We start from the raw sequence: 21,519 nt of genomic DNA, 5'->3' as shown, positions 1-21,519 counted from the left end.
GGAAGGATTATTCAGATCCCCAGGCGGTCGCGGGTCTCGTAGTACCAGGCGCCCATGGCCGAGAGCGGCACCCGCAGCATCCGCCCGCCCGGGAACGGCAGGTGCGGCAGATCGGCAAAGGCGTCGAAACGCTCCTCGCGGCCGGTCATGGCCTCGGCGATCAGACGGCCGGCCAGGTGGGTACAGGTCACGCCGTGACCGGAATAGCCCTGGGCGTAGTAGACGTTGTCGTTGAGCACCCCGAACTGCGGCAGCCGGTTGAGCGTCATCAGGAAGGTGCCGCTCCAGGCGTAGTCGACCCGCACGTCCGCGAGGCCCGGGAAGGTCTTCTCCATCTTGGGCCGGATGACCGCCTCGATGTCGGCGGGATCCTGGCCGCCGTAGTTGACGCCGCCGCCATAGATCAGGCGGTTGTCGGCGGTCAGCCGGAAGTAGTCCAGCAGGTAGTTGCAGTCCTCGACGGCGAGGTTGTTGGGCAGCAGCGCCCGGGCCCGGGCCTCGCCCAACGGCTCGGTGGTGATGATCTGGGTGCCGCAGGGCATGGACTTGCCCTCCAGCGCCGGCATGATGCCCTGGTGGTAGGCGTTGCCGGCCATCACCACCCGCTCGGCCCGCACCTCGCCACGCGGCGTGGCGAGGCGCACCGGCTGGCCGTGCTCGACGGCCGTCACCGGCGTGCGTTCATGGATCACGCCCCCCAGGGACTCGACCGCTGCGGCCTGGCCCAGCACCAGGTTGAGTGGATGGAGGTGGCCGCCGGAATGGTCCACCAGGGCCCCCACGTAGCGCTCGGAGGTCACCTCGCGCTTGACCGCCTCCCCCTCCAGCAGTTCGAGCTCGCGGTGGCCGTAGCGCTCCCAGAGCGCCTTGTGCTCGACCAGCCCCTGCATCTGCCTGGCGTTGCAGGCGGCGAAGAGGTTGCCGTCGCGCAGGTCACAGTCGATGCCATAGCGGGCGATGCGCTCGCGGATGATACGGTTGCCCTCGAAGGCCATGTCGCCCAGCGCCCGGGCCGTGTCGGCGCCGTACTTGGCCTCGATGACATCCATGTCGCGGCTGTAGCTGTTGACGATCTGGCCGCCGTTGCGCCCGGAGGCCCCGAAGCCCACCCGGGCGGCCTCCAGGACCACCACCCTGTGGCCCTGCTCGGCGAGGTGAAGGGCCGCGGAGAGGCCGGTGAAGCCGGCCCCCACCACGCAGACGTCGCAGCTCACCTCGCCTTCCAGGGCGGGCCGCTCGGGGGACGCCTTGGCGGTGGCGGCGTACCAGGATGCGACGTGTTCGGTATCGTTCGAGACGCTCATGAGGCCTCCTTGATGGTTATTTTATTCAACACATGACGCCCCATGATACGGCGCACACCCCGAAAAAACCAAGCCTATAGACATGCTTTTCTTTCCACCCGATTGACACCCCATACGCAACGGGGCGCCGGCATGGCCGGCGCCCCGTATCCCTGTCAGCGGAGAGCTGGGTGTCCTATACCCGGAGCAGCAGGTGCTCGCGCTCCCAGGAGCTGATCACCTGGAAGTACTCGCGGTGCTCCGCCCGCTTCACCGCCAGGTAGCTGTTGGTGAAGCGCTCGCCGAGAATGTCGGCCAGCGGCTTGCACTCGTGCAGCAGGTCCAGGGCCGGGCCGATGTCGTCGGGCAGCTTGCTGCCGCTGGACCAGGCCGAGCCGACCATCGGCGGGCGCGGCTCGAGCTGGCCGAGCATGCCCAGGTAGCCGCAGGCGAGCGATGCCGCCATGACCAGGTAGGGGTTGGCGTCGGCGCCGGCCAGGCGGTTCTCGACCCGGGTCGCCTCGGCGGACGAGACCGGCACCCGCAGGCCCACGGTGCGGTTGTCGGTGCCCCACTCGACGTTGATCGGCGCCGAGCCGCTGGTCTCGGTGCGCATCAGGCGCCGATAGGAGTTGACGTTGGGCGCCAGCAGCGGCATGGCGGCCGGCAGGTAGCGCTGCAGGCCACCGATGAAGTGGTGGAAGAGCTTGCTGGGCGTGCCGTCCTCGCCGGCGAAGACGTTGCGGCCGCTCTCCACGTCCACCAGGCTCTGGTGGATATGCATCGAGCTGCCCGGCTCGCCCGCCATGGGCTTGGCCATGAAGGTGGCGTACATGCCGTGGCGCAGCGCCGTCTCGCGCAGGGTGCGCTTGAACATCACCACCTGGTCGGCCAGCTGCAGCGGATCGCCATGCTGGAAGTTGACCTCCATCTGGCCGGCGCCTTCCTCGTGGATCAGGGTGTCCAGGTCCAGGTTCATGGCCTCGCAGTAGTCGTACATCTCCTCGAACAGCGGATCGAACTCGTTGACCGCGTCGATGGAGAACGACTGTCGGCTGCTCTCCTGACGGCCGGTGCGGCCGATCGGTGGCTCCAGGGGATAGTCCGAGTCGGTGTTGGTCTTGACCAGGAAGAACTCGACCTCGGGGGCCACCACCGGCTTCCAGCCGCGCGCCTCGTAGAGCGCCAGCACTCGCTTGAGCACGTAGCGCGGGGCCAGCTCGACCGGCTCGCCGGTCAGGTAGTGGCAGTCGTGGATGATCTGGGCGGTGGGATCCTCCGCCCAGGGCACCAGGTAGATGGCCCCCGGGTCCGGCACCAGTTCCATGTCGCGCTCGGCGGGGTTCCAGAAGTGGATGTCCTCGTCGTCGGGATAGCCACCGGTGACGGTCTGGATGAAGATCGAGTCCGGCAGCCGGGGACGCCCGCCGCCGAGGTACTTGCTCGCGGGCATGATCTTGCCCTTGAGGATGCCGGTGAGATCGGTGACCAGGCACTCGACCTCGGTGATGCCGCGTGTCTGGAACCAGTCGTTGAAGAGCGGCTGCTCCTGGCGGTTACTCATGAAATATTCCTTCGCTCTGGGGATGGGGCCCCGGCACGGACCGGGGCCCGTCGTCTCACCGCGCCTGGACCTCGGCCCACAGCTGCTGGAAGGTCTGCAGCTGCTGGCCTTCCAGGCTGGGCGTGAAGCGCAGTCGCTCCATGTCGGCATCACTGGGCTGCACCGGCGGTTGGGTCAGCACCTCGTCGAGATGCGGCACGGCCGCGGCATTGGGACTGGCGTAGTAGTTGTAGTTGGAGAGCTGGGCGCCGATCTCGGCATCCAGGATGAAGTCGATGAACTTGTGGGCCAGGTCGGGATTGGGCGCCTCGGCGGGGATCATCATGGCATCCACCCACTTCTCGGCCCCCTCGTCGGGAATCATGAACGCCAGGTTGGCGAAGGAATCCGGGTTCTCCTCCTTGAAGTAGAGGAAGTCGCCGTTGTAGGACAGGCCGGCATGGGTCACGCCGCGGGCCAGTTGCTGCAGCGCCGGGGTGCCGTCGGAGAAGCCGCTGAAGGTGTCGCGGTTCTTGGTCTCGATCAACAGCCGGGCGGCCTCCTTCCAGGCGTCCATGCCGGTGCAGTCGTAGCCGTGGCCGAGGAAGGCGCAGGCCCCGCCCATGGTCACCTGGCCATCGCCCATCAGCGCGAAGGGATGCTGCGGGTTGACCTCGGGGTCGAACAGCAGGGACCAGCTCTTGGGCGCGTCGGGGAAGGTCTCGGCATTGTAGATGATGCCCGTGGTACCCCACTGGTAGGGCGCACTGTACTGGCCGCCGGGGTCGTAGCTCGGGTCCTGGAACTGCTCCATGACGTTGCCGAGGTTGTCGAGCCTGGACTTGTCGAGGGGCTGGACCAGGCCGGTCTCGATCAGCCGCGGGATGTAGTAGTTGGACGGCACGATGATGTCGTACTGGGAGACGCCCCCGGCGTTGAGCTTGGCGAACATCTCGGGCAGCGAATTGAAGTAGTTCTGCACCACCTCGACGTCGTACTCCGCCTCGAAGGCCTCGATGATGGCGGGGTCCATGTACTCGGTCCAGTTGAACAGGTAGAGCTTGCCCTCCTGGGCCTGGGCCTGGCCGGCCAGGGCCAGCCCGCCCAGCGACAGGGCCAGTGCGATCTTGTTGATTTTCATGGTGCTCTCCTCGTTTCCCTTGGGGATGATGATGCCGGTCAGGCCTGCCGGCGACGACTGAAGGTGAGACTCAGGATGGCGGCGACGGCCACGGCGCCGATCATCAGCGCGGCGATGGCGTTGATCTCCGGGGAGACCCCCTTCTTGATGGCGCCCCAGATATAGATCGGCAGGGTCGCGCTCTCCGGTCCCGAGGTGAAGAAGCTGATGACGAAGTCATCCACCGACAGGGTAAAGGAGAGGAAGAACGCCGAAATCAACGCGGGCTTGATGGTCGGCAGCATGAAGTGCACCACCCGCTTGACCGGCGTCGCATATAGGTCCTTGGCGGCCTCGAACAGCGTCGGGTCCAGGCCCACGAAGCGCGAGTAGACGATCAGCGCCACGAAGGGGATCTGGAAAGTCACGTGGGCGATGATCATGGTGCCGAGCCCCGGCTGCAGCAGACCGGTCCAGTCGTGGATCTGCACGAAGAAGGCCATCTCGGAGATGCCGAAGACGATGTCGGGCAGCACGATCGGCAGGTAGATCAACACGATCAGCCAGCCGAGCTTGCGATGCCGGTGCCGGTACATGCCATAGCCGATCAGGCAGCCGATGGCCAGTGCGATCACCGAGGAGGTGATGGCCAGCACCATGCTGTTGGCGAAGGCCGAGAGGATCTCCTCGTTGCCCATCAGCCGCCGGTACCAGCGGAAGGAGAGGCCGGAGAAACTGGCCGCGCTGTTGGAGGCGTTGAAGGAGAACAGCACCACCACCGCCAGCGGCAGGTAGAGGAAGGCGACGGTCAGCCACCAGAAGCCGGTCAGGCCGCGTTGCAGGGTCCGCTTTCTCATATCACCACCTCCTCGCCGCCACCCAGGCGCTTGCCGATGCGACGCATGGCGAACAGCCCCACGAAGGTGGCGATCAGCATCAGGATCGCGCCGGCCGCGCCCAGCGGCCAGTTGGCGCCGCCGGAAAACTGCGTGGCCACCAGGTTGCCGAGCATCATGCCCTTGCCGCCGCCGAGCAGTTCCGGGATCACGTACATGCCGAAGGCCGGAATGGCCACCAGCACGATGCCCGCCAGCAGGCCCGGCAGGGTCTGGGGAAAGACCGCGTGCCAGAAGGCCCGGACCGGCGAGGCATAGAGGTCCTGGGCGGCCTCCACCTGGGCGGTGTCGAGCTTCTCGAAGGCCGCATACAGCGGCAGCACCATGAACGGCAGGAAGTTGTAGACCAGCCCCAGGGTGACCGCGAAGTTGGAGGGATAGAGGCCCATGTTGGGGGCGATCAGCCCGAGGCTCTCGGCAAGGCCGGACAGCGGCGTGCCCGGGGCCAGCAGGTTCATCCAGCCGAAGGTGCGGATGACCTGGTTGGTCCAGGACGGCACCACCACCAGCAGCAGCATGATCGGCCGCCACCTCTCGCGGCAGGTGGTGATGTAGTAGGCGATCGGATAGGCCACCAGCACCACCAGCCCGGTGGAGACCAGGGTCTGCCACAGCGAGCGGATCAGGGTATAGAGGTTGCCCGGGCTCCAGCCCAGGAAGCCGAAGCCGGCCAGGCGCTTGAAGGACTCCAGCGACAGCGGCATCTCCGGCAGCCCGTAGGGCCCGTTGCTCATGAAGGCCACGCCCATCAGGTAGGCGCTGGGCAGCACCAGGAAGACCACGATCCAGGTGGCGCCGGGAGCCACGGTGAACAGCAGGTGCCGGGCCTCGCGGACCATGGCACGACTGCGCGCGGTAGGCGTTACGCCGGTATAGGACATGTCCGCCTCCTCACTCGCTCAGGGTGACCAGGTCTTCCGGCGCCACCACCACCGTGACCCGGTCGCCCATGTCGGGCAGGTGCCGGCCGCGGTTGTTCACCGTGGCCTGCAGGGTGGTCTCGCCGATCTCCAGGCGGAACTCGGCGTGGCTGCCGCGATAGAGCCGCTCGGCCACCCGGGCCTGCAGGTGATTGCGTCCCTCGACCTCGCCCGGCAGCACATCCAGGGTCTCCGGGCGGATCAACAGCAGCTCGCCGTCGCCGGCGTCCTCGGCGGTCAGCTCGCCCAGCGCGGTGGTCAGGCGATCGCCCTGGCGGGCGTTGATCGCATAGAGGTTGTCGTGCCCCATGAAGCGCGCCACGAAGGCGTTGACCGGTCGCTCGTAGACCTCCCGCGGCGCCCCGACCTGCTGGATGTTGCCGCCGTTGAGCACGGCGATGCGGTCGGACATGACCATGGCTTCCTGCTGGTCGTGGGTGACGAAGACGAAGGTCATGCCGAGGCGCTTCTGCACCCGCAGCAGCTCCACCTGCAGCTGGCTGCGCAGGCCGGCATCCAGCGCCGAGAGCGGCTCGTCGAGCAGCAGCACGTCGGGCTCGCAGACCAGCGCCCGGGCCAGGGCGATGCGCTGGCGCTGGCCGCCGGAGAGCTGGTCGACGCGGCGCTCGACCAGGTCGCCGAGCTTGATGAAGCCGGCGATCTCGTCGACCTTGGCGTTGCGTTCCGCGGCCGGCACCCCGCGCATCTTCAGGCCGAAGGCCAGGTTCTCGCGCACCGAGAGGTGCGGGAAGAGCGCGTAGGACTGGAAGACGGTGTTGACGCTACGCCGGTGCGGCGGCACCTCGGTGACGTTCTTGCCGCCCACCACCAGGGAGCCGGCATCCGGCTCCTCGAGGCCGGCGAGGATGCGCAACAGGGTGGTCTTGCCGCAGCCGGACGGCCCCAGCAGGGTGAAGAACTCGCCGGCCCGGATGTCCAGGTCGACGCCGTCGAGCGCCACGGTATCGCGGCCGAAGCGCTTGTGCAGTCCCTGCATCTCGATGGAGGACGCCTTGCGGCGTGCCGCCTCCTGCGGCGTCTCCTCGGCGGCCGGGATCGTACCCGGCTGGTCGGCAATATCCGCCGTGATGGTCTCGCTCATGGGGGTGCCTCTTCGGTTATCCGCGGCCTCTCTCAGAGCCGGTCGCGCAGTTTGTAGAAATGGGTGGCCAGGACCAGCAGCGGCTTGCGCAGGGCGCGGCCGCCGGGGAACTGGCGATGCGGCATGGCGGCGAAGACATCGAAACGCTCGCTCTGCCCGGCGATGGCCTCGGCCAGCAGCTTGCCGGCGAGCCCCGCCAGGGCCATGCCATGGCCGGAATAGCCCTGGGCATAGAAGAGGTTGTCGCCCAGGCGGCCGAAGTCGGGGGCCCGATTCAGGGTGATCGCCACGTCACCGCCCCAGCGGTAGTCGATGGGCACACCCGCGAGCACCGGGAAGAGCCGGGCGATCTTGGCGTCCATGCGTTCCTGGAGCCGCGGCGGCTCTCGTCCATCGTAGCTGACCTCGCCCCCGTAGATGAGGCGGCGATCCGCCGAAAGGCGGTAGTAGTCGAGCACGAAGTTGGCGTCGGACAGGGCATCGTTCCGGGGCAGTACCCGGGCCGCCTGCGCCGGGGAGAGCGGCGCGGTGGCGATCATGTAGTTGGCGGCGCGCATCACCCGACCCGACAGCTCCGGCACCAGGCCGCCGTGATAGGCGTTGGTCGCCAGCACCAGGAAGTCGGCGGTCACCCGACCGCCGTCGGTGGTCACGGTGGCCGGCGTGCCGCGCTGGATGTCCCGGGCGGCGCTGCGGGAGTGCAGCCGCACCCCGGCGCGCTGGGCGGCCCGGGCCAGGCCCAGGGTATAGTTGAGGGGATGCAGGTGGCCGCCTTCGCGGTCGTAGAGCGCGGCCGGGTAGGCATCGGTGGCCACGTGTTCGCGCAGGGCGTCGCCCTCCAGCCACTCCAGGGCCGGGTAGTCGTAGTCCCGCGCCAGCTGTTCGCGGAAGGCCTCGAGCTCTCGGACATGGCGCGGCTTCACGGCGGCGTGGAGGTAGCCCCAGGCCAGTTCGCAGGGAATGGCGTGGCGCTCGATCAGCTCGGCGGTGAGGCGTACCGCCTCGCGGCTCATCTCCCAGATCTCCCGGGCGCGAGATCGGCCCAGGGCCTGCTCGACGGTGGTGATATCGGTGCCCAGACCCGGCAGGATCTGGCCCCCGCTGCGACCCGAGGCACCATGGCCAACCTCGCCGGCTTCCAGCAGGATCACCGAGTAACCGCGCTCGGCGAGATGCAGGGCCGCCGAGCAGCCGGTGACCCCGCCGCCGATCACGCAGACATCGGCGTGCTCCTCCCCTTCGAGGGGGGCACAGGGCTCGAGGTCGACGGCGATGGAGGCGCGGTACCAGGAAGCCGGCTGGTCCGTGGCGGAACTGACCATAGGTCGCGTCCTGTTATTGTTGTTGAATACTTTGACCGCAAATCGTCTGCACGGGGAGCCGCTTCCGGCAACGATCCGCTCCCCCCTAGTCTGACACCACCTGCCGGCTTGATGTCAAGTATTCAACACCTATCCGAGCATAGAAAAGATATAATCTTTTATTATCAGATATTTGTTAATCTTAGAAAGAACATGTCGTCAAGAAAAAGCTGTCGCGGCGTCGCCTGAGAAGCGCTCATCCAGCGCCCGGGGAAGGCACTACCACGGCTCGGCAATTCCGTTGAATATACGATAACCCATCACGACTTGACCCGGACCGACCGCGACCGGGAAGACGCAGGCAGTTGATTATATTCGCTGAATCGCGACAGGCCGATTCGCGTGGCAGGCGAGACAGCACCAGCGAGGCGGGAGGAGAGGAGTCGCCGGGGAAGAGAAAACCCGGCGCCACGCCGGGCCCGGCGTGGCACGATCAGGAGGGGCGCCGGACCGTCGGCGCCCCGAGGGGGGAGCATCGCGATCCCCCGCTAGACCGCATGGCTTGCACTGCAAGCCATGCGGTCTAGGCGTTGCCAGCCAGTCCCAGGCGTTCCTTGACACGGCCGAAGGCTGCCAGGGCCGCCTCCAGGTCCTCGCGGGTCAGGGCCGCCGAGACCTGGGTGCGGATGCGAGCCTTGCCCTTGGGCACCACCGGGTAGGAGAAGGCGATCACGTAGACGCCCTCCGCCAGCATTGCCTCGGCGAAGCGTGCCGCCAGGGCGGCGTCGTGGAGCATCACCGGCACGATGGGGTGCTCGCCGGGCAGCAGCTCGAAGCCCAGATCCTCGAGTCCCTGGCGGAAGAAGGCAGTGTTCGCCTTCAGTCGGTCGCGCAGTTCGCTGGACTCGCCGGCCAACTCGAGGGCCTTGAGGGCACCGGCGACCACCGGCGGCGCCACGGTGTTGGAGAACAGGTAGGGTCGCGAGCGCTGGCGCAACAGCTCGACGATTTCCTTGCGGGCACTGGTGTACCCCCCGCTGGCACCGCCCAGGGCCTTGCCCAGGGTGCCGGTGAGGATATCCACCCGATCCAGGCAGCCCCGGTACTCGTGGGTGCCGCGCCCCCCCTCCCCCATGAAGCCGGTGGCGTGGCAGTCGTCGACGTGCACCAGGGCCTGGTAGCGCTCGGCCAGATCACAGATCTCGTCCAGCCTGGCGATATAGCCGTCCATCGAGAAGACGCCATCGGTGGTGATCAGCTTGAAGCGCGCGCCCGCGGCGTCGGCGGCCTGCAACTGGGCCTCCAGGTCGGCCATGTCACTGTTGCGATAGCGGTAGCGGCTTGCCTTGCACAGCCGCACCCCGTCGATGATGCTCGCGTGATTGAGCTCGTCGGAGATCACCGCGTCCTCGGGCCCCAGCAGGGTCTCGAACAGGCCGCCGTTGGCGTCGAAGCAGGACGGGTAGAGGATGGTGTCCTCGCTGCCGAGGAACTCGCTCAGCCTGGCCTCGAGGGTCTTGTGCAGGGTCTGGGTGCCGCAGATGAAGCGCACCGAGGCCAGCCCGTAGCCCCACTCCTCCAGGCCGGCCATGGCGGCCGCCTTGACCTCGGGGTGCTGGGCGAGCCCCAGGTAGTTGTTGGCGCAGAGGTTGAGCACCTCGCCGTCGCGCGCCACGCCCACATGGGCCCCCTGGGGGGTGGCCAGTTCGCGCTCGCGCTTGGTGAGGCCGGCCTCGTCGATGGCCGCGAGCTCGTCGCGCAGGTGCCGTTGAAAGTCGCCGTACATGGTGTCGTATCCTTCTCGTTCCGTTGTCCTGTCCAGTCTTGAGGCTTCGCTGACATCCCGAAAACGCGCGGTTCCGGCGTCAAGCTCCGGCGTGCCGGACCATCGCGAGGCCGCTGTGAACCCATCCCTGGGCGCTTCTGACGCCCTGCGACGCTCTCGCATCCTGCTCCGCTTGCAAGTCCGGTGCTGGCCATCCATGGCCAGCCCGTTCGGAGGAATCCTCCTCACCCATGGAGCAGGACCCTCGCGACACCTTGCCCTCGGCACTCCTCGCTTCCGGGCGCTACGCGGATACCGATCAATCCCAGTTCAGAATCACCTTGCTGGCCTCCCCGGCCAGCATGGCCTGGAAGCCCTGCTCGAAGTCGGTGTAGGGCAGGCGGTGGGTGATCACCGGCGAGATATCCATTCCCGACTCCACCAGCACCGACATCTTGTACCAGGTCTCGTACATCTCCCGGCCATACACGCCCTTGATGGTCAGCATGTTGAAGATCACGGTGTTCCAGTTGATGGCCAGTTCCTCGGTGGGAATGCCGAGCATCGCCACCCTGCCGCCGTGACACATGTTGGCGAGCATGTCCTGGAAGGCCGCGGGACTGCCGGACATCTCCAGGCCCACGTCGAAGCCCTCGACCATGCCCAGCGAGCGCTGCACCTCGGCCAGACTCTCCTCGGCGACATTGACGGTGCGCGTCGCCCCCAGGGTCTCGGCCAGGGCCAGGCGCCGGGGATTGAGATCGGTGATCACCACGTGACGCGCCCCGGCGTGTCGGCACACGGCCGCGGCCATGGCACCGATGGGGCCGGCCCCGGTGATCAACACGTCCTCGCCGAGCACGTCGAACTGCAGGGCGGTGTGCACGGCGTTCCCCAGGGGGTCGAACAGCGCCGCCACGTCCAGGTCGATGCCGGGGCGGTGCTCCCAGACGTTGGACATGGGCAGGACCACGTACTCGGCGAAGGCGCCTGGCCGGTTGACGCCGATCCCCCGGGTATGGGCGCACAGGTGGCGGCGACCCGCCAGGCAGTTGCGGCAGCGCCCGCAGACCACATGCCCCTCTCCCGAGACGATCTGGCCGGGATGGAAGTCGTTGACGTTGGCCCCCACCTCGACGATCTCGCCGACGAACTCGTGGCCCACGACCATGGGCACCGGGATGGTCTGCTCCGCCCAGTGATCCCAGTTGTAGATATGCAGGTCGGTGCCGCAGATGGCCGTGCGCTTGACCCGTACCAGCACGTCGTTGATGCCGGCCCCCGGGGCGGGCACGTCCTCGAGCCACAGCCCCGGCGCCGCCTCTCGCTTGACCAGTGCCTTCATGTCGCCTCCTCGACGCTGGGAATGAGTCTCCTCCCTGGCAATCCTTGCCCGAATGCTTACCATGAAGGAATCAATTCCAGCATAGTGGATAAAATCCACTATGCAAGAATTTATTCCTCGATAGTGGATGGCGGGAGGGCCGACGAACCCATGAAGGAACCGACAACGCCTGACGACGGCGGCCAGCTGCTCGGCGACCGCGTCAGCGAGCTGCGCAAGAAGCGCGGCCTGACCCTGGACCAGCTGGCCTCCGCCTGCGGGGTCAGCCGCTCGATGCTCAGCCAGATCGAGCGCGGCCGCGCCAACCCGACCCTGGCGGTGACCCTGCGCATCGCCCAGGCCTTCGGCCTGAGCATCGGCGACCTGGTCGACCAGCCCTGGACGGCCTCCCGCATCGAGGTGGTGCGCGGCGACGACGCCACCCACCTGTTTCGCGACGACCGCGAATGCCGCATCCGCACCCTGTCGCCGCTGCACCTCGAGAAGCATGTCGAGTTCTACGAGCTGCGCATCGCCCCCCGTGCCTGCCTGCGCAGCACCTCCCACTTCGAGGGGACACGGGAATTATTGACCATTACCCGGGGCAGCGCCCGGGTGATCGCCGGGGACAACGAGTGCCGACTCGCCACGGGGGATTCGGCGCACTACCAGGCCGATCAGGAACACGTCATCGAGAACGTCAGCGACGAGGAGCTGCTGGCCTTCCTGGTGGTGACCTACGAGTAGGGCACTTCGGCCGCGAGGCCCCGCAGCGAGGGGGCGAGGAGACGATGACGCGGCCCGGGCGCCGCGCCGGGCGCGACCGGGGAGCTCAGCCGCCGCACACCGGGCAGGCCGGGTCCCGCGGCACGCGGAAATGCCGCCACTGGCCGGTGAGGCCGTCGAAGGTGGAAAGGCCCTGATGCACCCGACCGGCGCCGCTGACCAGCTTGAGCGCCTCGAGCGCCTGGAAGCAGCCGACCAGCCCGACCAGCGGTGCCACCACGCCGTTCTCGGCGCAGCGCAGCTCCTCGTCACCGCCCTCCCCCGGGGGGTACAGGCAGGCATAGCAGGGCCCGTCCGGGTCACGCGGGTCGAAGACCGCCAGCTGGCCGGAGAAGCGGATGGCCGCCCCCGAGACCAGCGGCACGCCGGCCTCGCGGCAGGCGGCGTTGATGGCATAGCGGCTCTCGAAGCGGTCGGTGCAGTCGAGGACCACGTCGGCCTCGGCGACCGCGGCCGCCAGGGCCTCGGCCGCGAGGCGCTCGGTCACGGCCCTGACGTCGCAGTCCGGGTTGACCGCCAGGGCCGCCTCCCGGGCCGACTCCGCCTTGGGACGGCCGAGGTCGGCCGTGCCGTGGGCGATCTGGCGCTGCAGGTTGGACAGCTCCACCGCATCGTCGTCGGCCAGGGTCAACCGGCCGAGGCCCGCCGCGGCGAGATACAGGGCCACCGGCGAGCCGAGCCCGCCGGCGCCCACCACCAGGGCATGGCCGGCCAGCAGGCGTTCCTGGCCGTCGATGTCGATCTGCTCGAGCATGATCTGACGGCTGTAGCGCAACAGCGCCTCATCGTTCATGGGGCTCACTTCTCGTCGAACTCCTCGATGTCCGGGACATGCAGCGTGAAGTCCTCCTTGACCTCCTCCATGACCACATAGCTCTTCGACTCCTTGACCCCGGGAAGGGTCAGGACCACGTCGCCGAGCAGCTGGCGATAGGCCGACATCTCGGGGATGCGGCACTTGAGGATATAGTCGAACTGCCCCGACACCAGGTGGCACTCCTGGATCTGGGGCAGCTTGGCCACCGCGCGACGGAACTCGTCGAACACCGCCGGGGACTGGGTCTCCAGGCTGATCTCGACGAACACCAGCAGGTTGGCCCGGAGGGCGCGGGGGTCGAGCAGCGCCTTGTAGCCGCGGATCACCCCGGAGCGCTCCAGGCGCTTGACGCGCTCCAGGCAAGGCGTGGTGGAGAGCCCCACCTGGGAGGCGAGGTCCACATAGGAAATGCGGGCATTCTCCTGCAGGCAACGCAGGATCTTGAGGTCGATACGGTCGAGCGAGCGGGTCTTGGTTTTCATTGTCATCCTGGCTGGCGCGCCGGAAAGCAGTGAGTATCCGGCCGCCGCGGCGGAGTCATCGCCTGAAAATCACCGTGAAACGGATGATTGATGGTATTCACTCACGAAAAGGCGGCGGCCAATGGCGTTTTTTACTGTTATCAGGTGTAACACAGCCACCGGTCCGGCTCCAGCCCCGCCTCAACGACGTCCCAGGCTGACCCGCTCGTGGCCGGCGAGGTCGGTTCGGCTGGTCACGGCCGCATAGCCGGCGGCGCACAGCGCCTCGCGCACCGCCGGGCCCTGGGTCGCGCCATGCTCCAGCAGCAGCCAGCCCCCGGGGGCGAGGTGCGCGCGGGCCGCCTCGACCAGGTGATACAGGTCGGCCAAGCCCTCGTCGGCCGCCACCAGGGCGCTGCGCGGCTCGAAGCGCACATCGCCCTGCTCCAGGTGGGGGTCGTCATCGGCCAGGTAGGGCGGGTTGGCGACGATCAGCGCGAAGTGCTCACCGGCCAGGGCCGCGAACCAGTCGCTGGCCCGGAAATCGGCGTTGCCGATACCCAGTCGCGTGGCGTTGTGCCGGGCCAGGGCCACCGCCTCGGGGCGCAGGTCGACGCCGGTCACCGCCCAGGACGGGCGCTCGGAGGCGAAGGCCAGGGCCACCGCGCCGGTGCCGGTGCCCAGGTCGAGCAGCCGGCCCGGGGCCTCGGCCGCCAGGCCCAGCGCGGCCGCCACCAGGGTCTCGGTATCCGGACGGGGGATCAGCGTGCTCGGCGAGGTGGCCAGGGCCAGCCCCCAGAACTCCCGCTCCCCGGTGAGATGCGCCACCGGCCGCCCGTCCTCCCGCGCCGCGACCAGGGCCTCGAAGCGCGCCACGGCGTCGGGCTCGGCGTCGCGGTCCCCCCAGGTATACAGCCAGGTCCGGTCGACTCCCAGCACGTGGCACAGCAGCACCTCGGCGTCGAGCCGGGCACTGGGCGAGCCGGCGGCCGCGAACCGGCGGCTGGCGTCCCGCAGGAGGTCGTCCAGGCGCATCAGGCCTCCTGCTGGAGAGCGGCCAGCTGCTCGGCCTGGTACTCGTGGATGAGCGGCTCGATGACCTCGTCGAGCTGCTCGCCGCCGATCACCTCGCCCAGCTTGTAGAGGGTCAGGTTGATGCGGTGGTCGGTGACCCGGCCCTGGGGAAAGTTGTAGGTGCGGATGCGCTCGCTGCGATCGCCGGAGCCGACCAGCGAGCGCCGCTCGTCGGCCTGCTGCCGGCGCTGGCTGTCCTGGGCCGCCTGCTTGAGGCGGGCGGCGAGCAGCGACATGGCCTTGGCGCGGTTCTTGTGCTGGCTGCGCTCCTCCTGGCACTCCACCACCACCCCGGTGGGCAGGTGGGTGATGCGGATGGCCGAGTCGGTGGTGTTGACGTGCTGGCCGCCGGCCCCGCTGGACCGGTAGGTGTCGACGCGCAGGTCGCCGGCGTCGATGTCGACCTCGCCGACCTCGGCGGCCTCGGGCATCACCGCCACGGTGCAGGCCGAGGTATGGATGCGCCCCTGGGACTCGGTGGCCGGAACCCGCTGCACCCGGTGGGCCCCCGATTCGAACTTGAGTCGGGCGTAGACGCCCTCGCCCTTGACCCGCGAGATGATCTCCTTGTAGCCGCCCTGGTCGCCGTGGCTGGCACTGATGACCTCGACCTTCCAGCCGTGCTGCTCGGCGTAGCGCGAATACATGCGGAAGAGGTCGCCGGCGAACAGGGCCGCCTCGTCGCCGCCGGTGCCGGCACGGATCTCCAGGAAGACGTTGCCGGCATCGTCCGGGTCGCGGGGCACCAGCAGCTGCTTGAGCCGCCCCTCCAGCGCCTCGAGGCGCTCGCGGCCCTCGTCGCGCTCCATCTCGGCCAGCTCGCGCATCTCGGCATCCGCATCGTCGGCCAGGGCCTCGGCGGCCTCGATGTCGCCCTCCACGCGCCGATACTCGCGCCAGGCCTCCACCAGGGCGTCGAGCTCGGCGTACTCGCGGGAATAGTCGCGAAAGCGAGACTGGTCGGTGATCACCTCGGGATCGGCCAGCAGGGCGGCGAGCTCCTCGAAGCGCTCGGCGAAGGCGTCGAGACGCTGACGCAGGGATGCTTTCATCAACGGAGTCCTATCGGAAAGTGTCGGAATCGAAAGACGCGCCCGGCGGGAGCACGGGAGCACCGGGCACGGGCGTCGCGACGCTGACGCAGGGCAGCCTTCATCGTCGGGGGCCCTAGTGGGAAGCCCTGGCGGCGTCGTCCAGCAGCAGCTCGGTGGCGGCGTCCAGCAACTCCTGACGCTCGTCGCTGGCGGCCTCCCGCAGCGCCACCGTGGGCCGGTGCAGCAGCCGGTTGGTCAGCTGGTGGGCCAGGCGCTCCACCACCGCCGCGGGATCCTCGCCCCGGGCCAGGCGTGCCAGCGCCTGGTCACGGGCCTGGTCGCGCAGCGCCTCGCCCCGGGCGCGGACGTCGCGGATCAGCTCGCCGCCACTGCGCAGGCGGCGCTCGTACAGCCAGCGGCCGACGCCATGCTCGATCAGCGACTCGGCGTGGTCCGCGGCGACCTGACGGTGACGGCGGTTTTCCTCGATGACCTCCTCGAGGTCATCGACGGTATAGAGGAAGACGTCGGAGAGCTCACCCACCTCGGGCTCGATGTCCCGGGGGACGGCGATATCGACCATGAACACCGGCCGATGGCGCCGGCGCTTGAGGGCCCGCTCCACCATCCCCTTGCCGAGGATCGGCAGCGGCGCCGCCGTGGAGGCGATCACGATGTCGGCCCGGACCAGCGCCTCGGGAATCTCGTCCAGGGTGATGGCCTCGCCGCCCAGGGGGCCGGCCAGCTGCTTGGCGCGCTCCCGGGTGCGGTTGGCCACCGTCAGTTGCTTCACCCGGGCCTCGTGGAGATGCCGCGCGACCAGTTCGATGGTCTCGCCGGCGCCGATCAGCAGCGCCCGGGAGCGCGAGAAGTCGTCGAAGATCCGGCTGGCCAGGCTGACCGCGGCATAGGCCACCGAAACGGGGTTGCGCCCGATGCCGGTCTCGGTGCGGACCTGCTTGGCCACGGCGAAGGTCTGCTGGAAGAGGCACTCCAGCTCGCCGCCCATCCCCTTGGCGCGCCGCGCCACCTGGTAGGCCTCCTTGAGCTGGCCAAGGATCTGCGGTTCGCCCAGCACCATGGAATCCAGGCCCACGGCCACCCGCATCAGGTGGCGGGCGGCATCGTTGTCCAGGAAGTGGTAGGCACAGGACGTCAGGGCCTCGACCTCGAGACCGTGGAAGCGGCCCAGCCACTCGAGGATCGCCCGCTCGCCGGCCTCTCCGGTGACGCAATACAGCTCGGTGCGGTTGCAGGTGGAGAGCACGGCGGCCTCCTGCACCCCGGGGAGGATGCGCAGTTCGGCCAGCGCCGACTCCAGCTGCGTCGGCGTGAAGGCGACCTGTTCGCGCACCTCGACGGTCGCGGTCCGATGGTTGATTCCCAGGGCAAGCAGCGTCATGCGTGTCGGCGTCTTCGGGTAGTGGTCCGGCATCTTCGGGATAGAGGTGGAGAATTCCCGGGCGGACATCCGCCTCGTCTCCACGGCGCAACATTCTACCATAGGCCGACCCCGCGAGGCGCCCCGCCGAGGGCGTTGTCCTTTGCCCAACGGAACCAAGCCGTTATGCTGGCGGCTCGGCCTTCACCTCGAGACTCGCATGCCCCGCCGATCCCCCATGACACTCGCTCGCCGTCCGCTCGTCGCCCTCGGCCTGACCCTGTTGCTCGGCGGCTGCCAGAGCCTGGCGCCCCAGCCGGTGACCGCGGACCCCATGGCCGGGGCACCGCCCATCACCCAGGGCCTGGATGCCGAGGGCCTCTCCTCGCTGCTGGTGGCGGAACTCGCCGGGCAGCGTGGCGACTATCGACGCGCCACCCGCGGCTACCTCGAGACCGCCGAACGCTACGGGGACGCCTCCCTGGCCGAGCGCGCCGCCCTGGCCGCCCGCTTCGACGAGGACCCGCAACTGCTCGAGGAAGCGGCCCGCCGCTGGCAGGCCCTGGCACCCGAGAGCGACGCCCCGGCCCGGCTGCTGGCCAGCCTCGCCCTGCAGCGTGGCGACTGGTCCACGGCGCTGGACCAACGGCTCGCCGTGATCGACCGCGGCGGCGAGGGCGAGCTGCTGGACTTCGTCGAGGGGGCCCTCGAGACCGGCGCCGACCCGCTTCCGCTGCTGGCCCGCCTGCGACGCCACCTGGCCGATACCGCCACCGCCCCGCCGGATGCCGAGCTCGCCACCGCCCTGCTCGAGGCCGCGGCGGGCGAGTATCGGGCGGCGCGCCAGCGACTGGAGCGGCTGGCGGCTCGCGCCCCGGAGCTGCCGGCGCTGTGGCGCATCCGTGCCGTGGTGGCCCTGGACAGCGAGTCCCCGCAGCGCGCCAAGGCGGCGGCCCGGCGCGGACTCACGCTGGCCCCCGGCGACCCGCGGCTGATGCTGCTGACGGCCCAGGCGGAGATCCGGCTCGGCAACCTCGCCGCCGCCGAGGCCAATACCGACGCCCTGCTCGAGGACCATGGCGACACCCCCGAGCTGCGCCTGGCCCTGGCCCGGCTCTACCTGGAGGAGGGGCACCCGCGACCGGCGCGCCGCCTGCTGCTGCCGCTGATCGGCGACGGCGACACGCCGCCCCTGGCCTTCCTGCTGCTGGGCAGCATCGCCGAGGAGGAAGGCGAAGTGGACAACGCCCTCCTCTATTATCGCCAGGTCCCGGAGGGCGAACGCTTCCTGATCTCCCGGATCCGGGCGGCCCGCATGCTGGTGGAGCACGACCGCCTGCTCGACGCCCGGACCTTCCTGCGCATCGAGCGGCTGCGCCATGAGGAAGCCGCCCCCGAGCTGGTGTCCCTGGAGGTGGAGCTGCTCGACGAGGCCGGCGCCCGCGCCCAGGCCGATGCCCTGCTCGTGCGCAGCATCGACCAGTACCCGGACGCCACCCGGCTGCGCTACCAGCGCGCCATGCGCGCCTACGAGGGCGGCGACCTGGCCGCCATGGAGACCCACCTGCGCGCCATCATCGAACGGGAGCCCGACAACGCCAATGCCCTCAACGCCCTGGGCTATACCCTGGCCGACGAGAACCTGGCCGGCCGGCTGGACGAGGCCCAGCGCCTGATCGAGCGCGCCCACCGACTGGCGCCGGACAACCCGGCCATCCTCGACAGCCTCGGCTGGGTGTATTATCGCCAGGGGGAACCCGAGACCGCCCTGCCCTGGCTGGAGCGGGCCTGGGCCGCCATGCCCGACCAGGAAGTGGCCGCCCACCTGATCGAGGTCCTCTGGCAGCTGGGCGAGCGCGAGCGCGCCCGGGCGCTGCTCGAGACGGCGCAAGAGCGCTTCGCCCCCCGCCCGGCCATCGAGGCACTGCGCGACCGCCTCCCCGAGCTCACCCCCTGAACCACCCGCGAAGGGAATCGACCATGCGACGCCATCGACCGAGACACCTGTTATGGCTGGCCCTGGGCCTGGCCCTGCTGGCCGGCTGCGCCACCCGCCCCCCCACGGGGGAGATGGAGCGCAGCGCCGGCCAGTGGGAGGCCCAGCGCGAACGACTGGCGGCGCTCCAGGCCTGGGAGCTGACCGGCAAGGCCGGGCTGCGTACGCCCGAGGACTCGACCAGCGCCAACCTGGACTGGCGCCAGACCCCCTATCATTACCGCATCCTGCTCAGCGGCCCTTTCGGCAGCGGGCGCAGCGTGCTCGAGGGACGCCAGGGGCGGGTGTCGCTGACCACCGGGGAAGGCCGCTTCGAGGCCGACAACCCCGAGGCGCTGATGCAACAGCAACTGGGCTGGTCACTGCCGGTCTCGGCACTGACCGACTGGATCCGCGGCCTCCCCGCCGCGGAACGCCCCCACCGCCTGGAACGCGACGCCCGCGGCTTTCCCCAGGCGCTCCATCAGGACGGCTGGCGCATCGACTACCGGGCCTGGACCCGAGCCGCGGACCTGTGGCTGCCGCGCCGGATGACCATGACCTACGACGAGCTCCGGGTCACCCTGGTGGTGACCCGCTGGCAGCCGGAGCCCGGCGATGCCTGAGTCGCGCCTGGTGCTGCCGGCCCCGGCCAAGCTCAATCGGCTGCTGCATATCACCGGACGCCGCGCCGACGGCTACCACGAGCTGCAGACGCTGTTCCAGTTCCTCGATCACGGCGATACCCTGACGCTTGGCCGCCGCGACGACGATACCCTGCGCCTGCGCCCGGCGCTGGCCGGCGTCGCCGCCGACGACAACCTGATCCTGCGGGCGGCCCGGCTGCTGCGGGAGGCCACGGGCACCCGCCAGGGCGCCGACCTGCACCTGGACAAGCGCCTGCCGCTGGGCGGCGGGCTGGGCGGAGGCAGCAGCGATGCCGCCACCACCCTGCTGGGGCTGGACCGCCTCTGGGGGCTCGGCCTGTCCCTCGACGCCCTGGCCGAGCTGGGCCTGACCCTCGGCGCCGACGTGCCGGTCTTCGTCCGCGGCCACGCCGCCTGGGCCGAAGGGGTCGGCGAACGGCTGACCCCCGTGACGCTGGACACCCCCTGGTTCGTGGTCGTCCATCCCGGCGTCACGGTCTCCACCCCGGCGGTGTTCCAGGCCCCGGAATTGACACGGGATACCCCCCCGATTACCATGGCGCGCGCACTGCAGGGGGGAGCGGCGAGCTGGCGCAACGACTGCGAGCCCACGGTCCGGACACTGTATCCCGAGGTCGCCCGCGTTCTCGACTGGCTGCGTGACCGGGCACCGTCGATGTTGACGGGCACCGGGGCCTGTGTCTTTGCCAGCCTGGATCGCGAGGTCGACGCCGATGCGCTGCTGGCCGAGATGCCGGCGGGCTGGCACGCCTTCGAGGCGCGCGGCCTGAACCGTTCTCCTCTTCATGATGCCCTGGATCGATGACCGCCCCCTCCCCCTGGGCACGGCGGCACATGGGTCGATCCGGCACGGTTAAGGTTGCTGGGGTATAGCCAAGCGGTAAGGCAGCGGTTTTTGGTATCGCCATGCGCAGGTTCGAATCCTGCTACCCCAGCCATTTCCACCCCGGAACGGCACCGATCCGACTCCTGAAGACCCAACACTGCAAAGGTGGCTGCGCGTGTCAAAATTGATGGTTTTCGCCGGGAACGCCAATCCCGAACTCGCCCAGAAAGTGGCCGAGAGCCTGGACAACCGGTTGGGCAACGCCACGGTCGGCCAGTTCAGTGACGGCGAAGTCGCGGTCGAGATCAACGAGAACGTGCGCGGCAAGGATGTATTCATCCTGCAACCCACCTGTGCACCGACCAACGACAACCTGATGGAAATGATCCTGATGGTGGACGCCCTGCGCCGGGCCTCCGCCAGCCGGGTCACGGCGGTGGTCCCCTACTTCGGCTACGCCCGTCAGGACCGTCGCGTCCGCTCCGCCCGAGTGCCGATCTCCGCCAAGATCGTTGCCGACATGATGGTCAAGGCCGGCGTCGACCGGGTGATGACCATGGATCTGCACGCCGACCAGATCCAGGGCTTCTTCGACGTGCCGGTGGACAACGTCTACGGCTCGCCGATCCTGCTCGACGACATCGAACGCCAGAACTACGACGACCTGGTCGTGGTCTCGCCGGACGTCGGCGGCGTGGTGCGGGCCCGAGCCATCGCCAAGCAGCTCAACGCCGACCTGGCGATCATCGACAAGCGCCGCCCCCAGGCCAACCAGGCCCAGGTGATGCACATCATCGGCGAGATCCAGGACCGTACCTGCGTGGTGGTGGACGACATGATCGATACCGCCGGCACTCTGTGCAAGGCCGGCGAGGCGCTCAAGGAGCACGGCGCCCGCCGCGTGGTGGCCTATGCCACCCACCCGATCCTGTCCGGCCCCGCCGTCGACAACATCACCGGCTCGGTGCTGGACGAGGTGGTCGTCACCGATACCATCCCGCTTTCCGACACCGCCCGTCGCAGCGGGCGTATCCGTCAGCTCAGCGTGGCCGGCCTGATCGCCGAGGCGATCCGGCGGGTCAGCAACGAGGAATCCGTCAGCGCCATGTTCCACTGAGGCCGACTCAGCGGGACGGGGCGCCGGAACGTGCCCTTCGGGGCGTCCGGAAACGTCGAGAGACTGTTCAAGATTTCGCGAGCCAGGGGCAGACAAGGCGAAATCGGGTGAAGAAGCGCAGTTTAC

19 protein-coding genes and 1 tRNA gene are annotated in these 21,519 nt (G+C 69.1%); 6 read left to right on the top strand and 14 right to left on the bottom strand.

Features of this window, described 5'->3' with window-relative positions; all coding sequences use genetic code 11:
- Nucleotides 1-11: 11 nt before the first annotated feature.
- From OCT48_RS05610 to tdh, 9 genes are all read right to left on the bottom strand, one after another.
- Nucleotides 12-1,304, bottom strand: coding sequence for an NAD(P)/FAD-dependent oxidoreductase (locus OCT48_RS05610; protein ID WP_263591731.1), 1,293 nt, complete (start codon nucleotides 1,302-1,304; stop codon nucleotides 12-14).
- A 175-nt stretch (nucleotides 1,305-1,479) separates the two neighbouring features.
- A complete protein-coding gene (locus OCT48_RS05605) occupies nucleotides 1,480-2,847 on the bottom strand; it encodes a glutamine synthetase family protein (protein ID WP_263591730.1) in 1,368 nt (455 codons plus the stop codon).
- Between the two features lie 55 nt (nucleotides 2,848-2,902).
- Nucleotides 2,903-3,967: an ABC transporter substrate-binding protein gene (locus tag OCT48_RS05600; RefSeq protein ID WP_263591729.1), complete on the bottom strand. Its 1,065-nt coding sequence runs from the start codon at nucleotides 3,965-3,967 to the stop codon at nucleotides 2,903-2,905.
- Between the two features lie 38 nt (nucleotides 3,968-4,005).
- Entirely contained in the window at nucleotides 4,006-4,803 is a 798-nt protein-coding gene (locus OCT48_RS05595) for an ABC transporter permease (RefSeq protein WP_263591728.1), read from the bottom strand.
- Nucleotides 4,800-5,723: an ABC transporter permease gene (locus OCT48_RS05590; RefSeq protein ID WP_263591727.1), complete on the bottom strand. Its 924-nt coding sequence runs from the start codon at nucleotides 5,721-5,723 to the stop codon at nucleotides 4,800-4,802. Before OCT48_RS05590 ends, OCT48_RS05595 begins: the two co-directional genes overlap by 4 nt.
- Nucleotides 5,724-5,733: 10 nt before the next feature.
- Nucleotides 5,734-6,864, bottom strand: coding sequence for an ABC transporter ATP-binding protein (locus OCT48_RS05585; protein ID WP_263591726.1), 1,131 nt, complete (start codon nucleotides 6,862-6,864; stop codon nucleotides 5,734-5,736).
- Between the two features lie 32 nt (nucleotides 6,865-6,896).
- Nucleotides 6,897-8,186, bottom strand: coding sequence for an NAD(P)/FAD-dependent oxidoreductase (locus OCT48_RS05580; RefSeq protein ID WP_263591725.1), 1,290 nt, complete (start codon nucleotides 8,184-8,186; stop codon nucleotides 6,897-6,899).
- A gap of 562 nt (nucleotides 8,187-8,748) precedes the next feature.
- Nucleotides 8,749-9,951, bottom strand: a complete 1,203-nt coding sequence (locus OCT48_RS05575) for a glycine C-acetyltransferase (RefSeq protein WP_263591724.1) — start codon at nucleotides 9,949-9,951, stop codon at nucleotides 8,749-8,751.
- 298 nt (nucleotides 9,952-10,249) lie between these two features.
- Nucleotides 10,250-11,275, bottom strand: a complete 1,026-nt coding sequence (tdh, locus tag OCT48_RS05570; RefSeq protein ID WP_263591723.1) for an L-threonine 3-dehydrogenase — start codon at nucleotides 11,273-11,275, stop codon at nucleotides 10,250-10,252.
- 150 nt (nucleotides 11,276-11,425) lie between these two features.
- Between tdh and OCT48_RS05565 the strand changes: the two genes are divergently transcribed.
- A complete protein-coding gene (locus tag OCT48_RS05565) occupies nucleotides 11,426-12,001 on the top strand; it encodes a helix-turn-helix domain-containing protein (protein WP_263591722.1) in 576 nt (191 codons plus the stop codon).
- An 85-nt stretch (nucleotides 12,002-12,086) separates the two neighbouring features.
- Here the strand turns inward: OCT48_RS05565 and OCT48_RS05560 are convergent, their stop codons facing one another.
- From OCT48_RS05560 to hemA, 5 genes are all read right to left on the bottom strand, one after another.
- Nucleotides 12,087-12,833, bottom strand: a complete 747-nt coding sequence (locus OCT48_RS05560; RefSeq protein WP_263591721.1) for a HesA/MoeB/ThiF family protein — start codon at nucleotides 12,831-12,833, stop codon at nucleotides 12,087-12,089.
- A gap of 5 nt (nucleotides 12,834-12,838) precedes the next feature.
- The gene (locus OCT48_RS05555; protein ID WP_263591720.1) at nucleotides 12,839-13,339 is read right to left on the bottom strand and encodes an Lrp/AsnC ligand binding domain-containing protein; all 501 of its coding nucleotides are present in this window, start codon (nucleotides 13,337-13,339) and stop codon (nucleotides 12,839-12,841) included.
- Nucleotides 13,340-13,519: 180 nt separating this feature from the next.
- Nucleotides 13,520-14,353, bottom strand: a complete 834-nt coding sequence (gene prmC / locus OCT48_RS05550; protein WP_263591719.1) for a peptide chain release factor N(5)-glutamine methyltransferase — start codon at nucleotides 14,351-14,353, stop codon at nucleotides 13,520-13,522.
- On the bottom strand, nucleotides 14,353-15,444 hold the full coding sequence (gene prfA, locus OCT48_RS05545) for a peptide chain release factor 1 (protein WP_263591718.1): 1,092 nt from the start codon (nucleotides 15,442-15,444) through the stop codon (nucleotides 14,353-14,355). The genes prmC and prfA overlap by 1 nt, the downstream gene beginning before the upstream one ends.
- A gap of 115 nt (nucleotides 15,445-15,559) precedes the next feature.
- Nucleotides 15,560-16,828, bottom strand: coding sequence for a glutamyl-tRNA reductase (gene hemA, locus OCT48_RS05540; protein ID WP_263592580.1), 1,269 nt, complete (start codon nucleotides 16,826-16,828; stop codon nucleotides 15,560-15,562).
- A 217-nt stretch (nucleotides 16,829-17,045) separates the two neighbouring features.
- Here hemA and OCT48_RS05535 point away from each other — a divergent pair, with 217 nt between their 5' ends.
- The 5 genes from OCT48_RS05535 (at nucleotide 17,046) to OCT48_RS05515 (ending at nucleotide 21,393) form a co-directional block, all read left to right on the top strand.
- Entirely contained in the window at nucleotides 17,046-18,764 is a 1,719-nt protein-coding gene (locus OCT48_RS05535; protein WP_263591717.1) for a tetratricopeptide repeat protein, read from the top strand.
- Between the two features lie 23 nt (nucleotides 18,765-18,787).
- On the top strand, nucleotides 18,788-19,408 hold the full coding sequence (lolB, locus tag OCT48_RS05530; protein WP_263591716.1) for a lipoprotein insertase outer membrane protein LolB: 621 nt from the start codon (nucleotides 18,788-18,790) through the stop codon (nucleotides 19,406-19,408).
- Nucleotides 19,401-20,255, top strand: coding sequence for a 4-(cytidine 5'-diphospho)-2-C-methyl-D-erythritol kinase (gene ispE, locus OCT48_RS05525; protein WP_263591715.1), 855 nt, complete (start codon nucleotides 19,401-19,403; stop codon nucleotides 20,253-20,255). The genes lolB and ispE overlap by 8 nt, the downstream gene beginning before the upstream one ends.
- A gap of 58 nt (nucleotides 20,256-20,313) precedes the next feature.
- A tRNA-Gln gene (locus OCT48_RS05520) sits at nucleotides 20,314-20,388 on the top strand.
- Between the two features lie 63 nt (nucleotides 20,389-20,451).
- Nucleotides 20,452-21,393 carry a ribose-phosphate pyrophosphokinase gene (locus tag OCT48_RS05515; protein ID WP_263591714.1) on the top strand — a complete coding sequence of 314 codons (942 nt, stop codon included), beginning with the start codon at nucleotides 20,452-20,454 and terminating at the stop codon, nucleotides 21,391-21,393.
- Nucleotides 21,394-21,519 lie beyond the last annotated feature (126 nt).

Source organism: Halomonas sp. M4R1S46, from assembly GCF_025725685.1.
GTDB lineage: Bacteria > Pseudomonadota > Gammaproteobacteria > Pseudomonadales > Halomonadaceae > Halomonas.
The sequence above is the reverse complement of the archived record's forward strand: the minus strand, read 5'-3'. Positions and strand labels throughout refer to the sequence as shown.